The 6132-nt window shown below is 65.3% G+C and carries 7 protein-coding genes; 2 read left to right on the top strand and 5 right to left on the bottom strand.

The features are described 5' to 3' along the window. Window positions 1-52 precede the first annotated feature (52 nt). The 3 genes from K940_RS0120185 to K940_RS0120195 form a co-directional block, all read right to left on the bottom strand. Window positions 53-811 (bottom strand): SDR family NAD(P)-dependent oxidoreductase, encoded by a 759-nt coding sequence (locus K940_RS0120185; RefSeq protein WP_036529484.1) that lies wholly within the window; start codon window positions 809-811, stop codon window positions 53-55. A gap of 95 nt (window positions 812-906) precedes the next feature. Continuing rightward, on the bottom strand, window positions 907-1488 hold the full coding sequence (locus tag K940_RS0120190) for a TetR/AcrR family transcriptional regulator (protein WP_028478979.1): 582 nt from the start codon (window positions 1486-1488) through the stop codon (window positions 907-909). Between the two features lie 39 nt (window positions 1489-1527). Further along, on the bottom strand, window positions 1528-2439 hold the full coding sequence (locus K940_RS0120195) for an AraC family transcriptional regulator (RefSeq protein ID WP_231390455.1): 912 nt from the start codon (window positions 2437-2439) through the stop codon (window positions 1528-1530). An 88-nt stretch (window positions 2440-2527) separates the two neighbouring features. On the opposite strand from K940_RS0120195, the gene K940_RS0120200 reads away from it, so the two are divergent. Next, window positions 2528-3202 carry a class I SAM-dependent methyltransferase gene (locus tag K940_RS0120200; RefSeq protein WP_028478981.1) on the top strand — a complete coding sequence of 225 codons (675 nt, stop codon included), beginning with the start codon at window positions 2528-2530 and terminating at the stop codon, window positions 3200-3202. A 51-nt stretch (window positions 3203-3253) separates the two neighbouring features. Here K940_RS0120200 and K940_RS0120205 read toward each other — a convergent pair whose 3' ends face one another. Further along, on the bottom strand, window positions 3254-3628 hold the full coding sequence (locus K940_RS0120205) for a helix-turn-helix transcriptional regulator (RefSeq protein WP_028478982.1): 375 nt from the start codon (window positions 3626-3628) through the stop codon (window positions 3254-3256). A 3-nt stretch (window positions 3629-3631) separates the two neighbouring features. Further along, complete coding sequence (locus K940_RS0120210) at window positions 3632-4876, bottom strand: MFS transporter (RefSeq protein ID WP_028478983.1); 1245 nt, start codon at window positions 4874-4876, stop codon at window positions 3632-3634. A gap of 265 nt (window positions 4877-5141) precedes the next feature. Here K940_RS0120210 and K940_RS0120215 point away from each other — a divergent pair. After that, on the top strand, window positions 5142-6132 hold a 991-nt coding region (locus K940_RS0120215; protein ID WP_036529474.1), incomplete at its 3' end, for an o-succinylbenzoate synthase.

Genomic DNA, 6132 nt, shown 5'->3' on the forward strand with positions numbered 1-6132 from the left:
GGCAACCTCACCCGAAACGCCGTTGCAGTGTCAAGGGAGGGCTGCGTCGAGCTCAGGCGGTGGCGCCGCCATCGATCACCAGATCGGTCCCAACGAGGAATTCCGCCTCTGAAGAGGCGAGATACACCACAGCCGAGGCGATTTCGTTCACAGTAGCGACGCGCCCGGCGGGGAGTTGCTGTCGCATCCGGGCATCACGCGCCTCGCGATCTTCGCCGGGTCCGATCGACATCGGCGTGTCGACCGGACCGGGGCTGACTGCATTGATTCGGATACCGTCGCGAATGTGATCGAGAGCAGCATTACGCGTCAACGCGCTCACGGCAGCCTTGGTCGCGACATAGGCGCCGAGCCCCGGCAACCGCATGTGGTGCCCCAGGTTCGAAGCGACGTTGACGATAACGCCACCGCCGCTGTCACGCATCTGGGCGATCTGATGTTTCATCGCCAGGAAGGTTCCGGTGAGATTGACCGCCACCAGGTCGTCCCACTGGCCTTCGTCGATATCGCCGATCGGTCCGGTCGCAGCCAACGCACCCGCGTTGTTCACCGCAATATCGAGACGACCGTGCGCGGCTGTCGCCTCCGCTACGAGCCGCGCAACTTCGACGGATCGAGTGACATCCGCCACGACCGGGGTAGCTCGGCCTCCTTCTGCTTCGATGAGCTCGACAGTCTGCGCCAGAACGTCCATGGACCGGCCCGAGACGACGACAGCCGCGCCATGTCGCGCGAACGACGTGGCGATGGCGCGGCCTATGCCGCCGCCACCACCGGTGATCAGTGCGGTTTTTCCGACGAAGGGCGTCACGATGTCCTCCTCGATCGTGATCGACAATAATAATTGACTGAGCGTTCCATTATTTGGAGACCGGCCGAGGCGGGATCCAGCATCACCCCGTGTAGTCAGTGCAGCAGCGCCGATATCTGCTCGGCGGCGTCGTGCAGTCGCTCCGGCTCGGTCGTCGCTTTTCCTGACACCCGTAGGCCCTGCAAGAACACCAGCAGACATCGAGCCAGCGCCTTGGGATCCGCACTATCGCGCAGTTCGCGTTGCGCCTGTGCACGCAACAGCGCTGCGGTCAGCGCGGTCTCCAGAAAGTCCCAGCTGGCCTGGACGCGTCGGGCCGCTACCGCGTCGTGCGGGGCCAGCTCCACCGCAGTATTGACAACGAAGCATCCACGGCGGCCCTCTGGGCCGGCAGCTTCGCTCGCATACCGCGCGACCAGCGCCTGCACTGCAGGCAGAACCGGCCCCGGGCGGGACAAGCTCGCCGCGAGGTCGGGGTCGACGAGTTCGGCATAGCGGTCCAGCGCAGCGAAATACAACTCCCGCTTGCCACCGAAAGTGGCGTAGATACTCGCTCGCCCGATACCGAGACGTTCGACCAGATCCGCTATCGATGTCGCCTCGTACCCGCGCTCCCAGAATGTGGACAGCGCCGCCCGCAACGCGGTGTCCGGGTCGAATTCCTTGGTTCTGGGCATGCGTGCACGCTACTCGATATAAGAATGAGCAGTCAAATATTAACGGGTCGTCGACAGAGCAAGGCGGCGCTGATCGTCGCGGATCGTGTGGTGATTGCGCCACCGTCTGGGCGGGATGTCATGGTGGCGCCGGAACAGTCTGATGAAGTATGTCGGGTCGGATATACCCACCCGACAGGCAACTCGATCCACTGGGAGGTCGGTGTTGATGAGCAGATACCGGGCCGCGGCCATACGGCGCTGGGTGATCCACTCCTGAACGGTTCGACCGGTACGCCGGCCTACCAATGTGGTCAGATATCCCGGGGTCAGACTGACCGCCTCGGCAATGTCGCGCAACGACAGGGGCTCGGTGTAGCGGCGGTCGATCTCGTCGAACACCGCGGCAAGGAGCTGATCACCGTCGTCGTGTGGATCCACCGCGATATCACTGGTCATTCGCGCCAGGTCGACCAACAGCACCGTCAGGTGGGCGAGCACTGCGTGCTGCTGCGCGGTCTGCCGCACAGCCAGTTCATGTTCGATCGCGGCGATCGCGGCCTCCCATATCCCGTGTCGTGCAGCGGGCACCCGAAGCGGCAACAAACCGTCCGGATGACGATGCCGGAAGGGAACCAGCAAGGGATGCGCCCGCCACATCGGCCACAGCGCATGCTTGTCGCCGGCGAGCGAGGTCGGATCGAAAGCTACAGCGGCGACAGGCGAGCATTCGAGTGACCGTGCAGGGTCGATCACGTGGCCTGCCGCCACCGCATACGCAGCGCCGGAGCCGGAGACATACATCAAGATTGGGAATTGATGGATGTGGGGACGGGTATGACGCAGCCGCATCAGCCCCTCCGCACGCAGTACCGACACCGGCGGCACAGCCGGATCCGTGCGGTAGTCGAAGACCGGAATGCCGTCGCGGTGTCGCACCAGGCGCGCCGGTTCGGAAATACTGGCCGACATACCACCGACGATAGTCGAACCGAAGATGGTCCGATTTCTGCCACAGATCATCCACCATCTCGCCGTCGGGTCACGCCACGCTGGGATCATGACCGATCATCACGAACACCACAGCACCGCGGCCGCGAGCCACGGGCACTATCTGCCAGCCGCCGGGCACAATCTGCTGTTGCCCGGCTACGACCTGTTCACTCGGCTGCTGGGTATCCGCAGAGTGCACGACAGACTCATCGACCAAGCCGGACTCGCCGACGGTCAGCGCGTGCTCGAAATCGGGTGCGGACCAGGCGATCTCTCGATCCGTGCGCAACGTAGGCACCCCGGAGTGCAGGTGACCGGTTCGGACCCGGATCCGTTGGCATTGGCCAAGGCGAAGCGTAAAGCACTGGGAATGAACGGTATTCGTTTCGAGCAAGGCTTCGTGCAGAGCCTGCCCTACCCGGATGGGACATTCGATCGAGTGCTGTCGTCGCTCATGCTGCACCACGTGGACAACGATGCAAAGGCCGCCGCGGCCAGCGAGATTCTGCGGGTGTTACGCCCTGGAGGGCGCCTCCATCTGGTCGACGTCGGTGGTGCAATGCACACCACAGATGGCTGGGCCACTCGCATGGTGTTGCGGAACCCGCATCTGGTCGAGAACGTCGGCGAGGCGATACCCGACCTGTTCCGCGCGGCGGGCTTCGACTGCACCGAGGTTGCGGGGCAGCGGCACTGGCTTGCCGGCCGCCTCAGCTATATCCGTGCCATCCGCCCGGCCTGATTCGGCAACCGGACCGGCCGCCGGGCTGCCTTCGGCCTCCGCATCGCGCTACTACGCGTGCGGAGGTTCACCGGTGACGATGTGATCGGCAAGATTGAGGCCTTCCCGCACCAAGCGCGCGAGATGGCCATCACGGATGCGGTAAATGATGTGGCGCCCCTCCCGGCGGGTCTCGACCAAACCGGTGAATCGCAGCTTCGCCAGGTGTTGACTGACCGCGGTACGTGAGGCGTGGCACGAATCCACCAGTGCGGTGACGTCGGCTTCCCCTTCCGCGAGCACCCACAAGATATGCAATCGGGTAGCGTCGGACAGCATTCGAAATGCCGCGGTCGCTGCCTCGAGGCGCGCCTGATCGGGGCGGACCGGATGAACGAAGCTGGGTGCCGCAGATGGGTCGGCAACCGGCTCGCCGTTGCCCGCCATCGCTCACCGCCTTCCCGCTGCCTCCGCCACTGGGGTGGAGGGCATCTCCGCCGGCCACAGTCGAGCAGCCGTGATTGCCGCAAGTGTAGCCATCGCGGCGAGGACCATGGCGGCAGCCGGCTGACCGGCCGCAGCGCCGACCCATCCAGCTATCGGGTAGGTGACCAGGAAACAGGCATGCGACAAAGAGAATTGGGCGGCGAATACCGCTGTCCGCACCTCTGGGGTCGTTTGGGCGCGCACCAGGCGCGCCGCCGGTGTGTTGACCATCGACGTACCCGCGCCGAGCACGACCCACGCGCCGGCCAACACTGCCCAGCCAGGACCCGGCGCAGGGGTCGTCGCACCGATCACGATGGCCCCGAGTATGCCGACCGGCACTACCGCACAACCGATGAGCATGACTGTGCGGTCGCGCAGGCACGCCAATATGCGCGGCATCGCCAGGGCCACGGCCATGGAGCCGCCGCCGTAGCAGCCGAGCGCCACAGCCACACCGGTTTCCGTTCCGCCGAGCAGGTCTCGAACATAAACGACCGTGTTCACCACGACCAGCGCCGTTGCCGCACCGACGACGAGGTTCATCGTCAACAATGCGCGCAGAACTGGTCGGGTACGCATATACCGGGCCCCCTGAGTAGTTCGCCACATCAGTGATGCCGTGCGGTTCGCTGGCGCCAGCCGCGGCAGCCTCGTACGCACCACCAGAACCGCCGAGGCGATGAAACCAGTAGCTGTACCGACGAATAGCAGGTCGTAGCTGATCACGGTCAGCAGCGCTGCCGCGAGCATCGGGCTCAGCGCAGACTCCAAGTCGTAGGCCAGCCGCGATAGCGATATGCCGCGGGTGTAGGTCTCTTCGTCGCGCAGCACCGACGGAATGAGCGCCTGAAACGCCGGGGTGAAGGTGGCCGACGCCGCCTGCAGCACGAAGATCAGCAGATAGATGTGCCACACCTCGGTGACCATCGGCAACGCCAGCGCAACCGCCGACCTCACCGCGTCGGCCGATACCAGCAGTACGCGGCGTGGCACTCGATCCGTGATCGCCGCGACGACCGGCGCCACGAATACGTAGGCGATCATCTTGATCGCCAGCGCAGTCCCGAGAACCGCGCCTGCGTCGCTACCGGCCAACTCGTATGCCAACAACCCCAGCGCGACCGTGAGCAAACCCGTGCCGATCAGGGCCAGAACTTGCGCGGTGAACAGTCTGCGGAACTGCGGGTGCCGCAACGCCTCGATCACATCGACCTCCAGTCTGGCTACTCACACCAGATTAAGACAATAAGTGCGCAAGTGCGAACTTATTGTTGGTAGTACCGTCAGCACGGAGCGTGCGAGTGGGGCCAGCGACACCGAGTCCGTCCACATTGCGGTCCGCGCAGAGATCACCCGAGGGGGTGCCTCAGCGTGTATGACTGGTTGCACTGCTCGGGCACACTGGGTATGGCTTCGGCCGCGTCCGCGACCACCTACCCACCCCATCCCGGAACGAGGACACCGCAACCCGATGACCGCCGCCGAGTTCGACATCGACTGGGCCGACGCCCGCGTCTACGCCATCCCCATGCGCACCCGCTTCCGCGGCATCACCGTCCGCGAAGGAATGCTCGTGCAAGGCCCAGCCGGGTGGGGTGAGTTCTGCCCGTTCGCCGAATACGACGACCACGAGGCAGCATCCTGGCTGGCCACCGCCATAGAACAGGCGACCGTCGGCTGGCCCGAACCGGTCCGCGACCGGATCCCGATCAACGCGACCGTGCCCGCCGTCGACGCGCAGCGCGCTCACGACATCGTGGCCGTGTCCGGATGCCGCACCGCGAAGGTCAAGGTCGCCGACCATCCCGAATCCCTGCCCGAAGACCTCGCCCGTGTGGAAGCTGTCCGGTCTGCATTGGGTCCCCACGGCCACATCCGCATCGACGCCAACGGCCTATGGGACATCGACACCGCCATCGACCACATCAGGCGACTCGATGCGGCCGCCGCGGGTTTGGAATACGTCGAACAACCCTGCCGCACCATCGACGAGCTCGCTGCTGTTCGCCGCAAAGTCGGTGTCCGCATCGCGGCCGACGAATCGATCCGCCGCGCCGAGGACCCCATGAAAGTCGCCGTGGCCGGCGCAGCCGATGTCGCGGTCATCAAGTGCACCCCGTTGGGCGGGGTCCGTCGAGCCGTGCAGGTCGCCCAGGCAGCAGGGCTGCCCTGCGTGGTGTCCTCGGCGCTGGAAACCAGCGTCGGACTCGCCGCCCAACTCGCCCTCGCCGCCACCCTCCCGGATCTCGACTTCGCCTGTGGGTTGGGGACACTCAGCCTGCTCGAGGGCGATACCGTGGTCGAGGAACACGCGTTGCGACCGGTCGAAGGCATGCTTGCCGTCCCGCGTACACCGCCGGTTCCCGCCCCGGAGTTGCTCGAGAAGTTCCAGCTCACCGACCGAGACCGGACCGCATGGTGGCACCAGCGCCTGGCCCGGGTACGCGACGAACTCACCCAAC

The organism is Nocardia sp. CNY236 (assembly GCF_000482385.1).
Lineage (GTDB): Bacteria > Actinomycetota > Actinomycetes > Mycobacteriales > Mycobacteriaceae > Nocardia.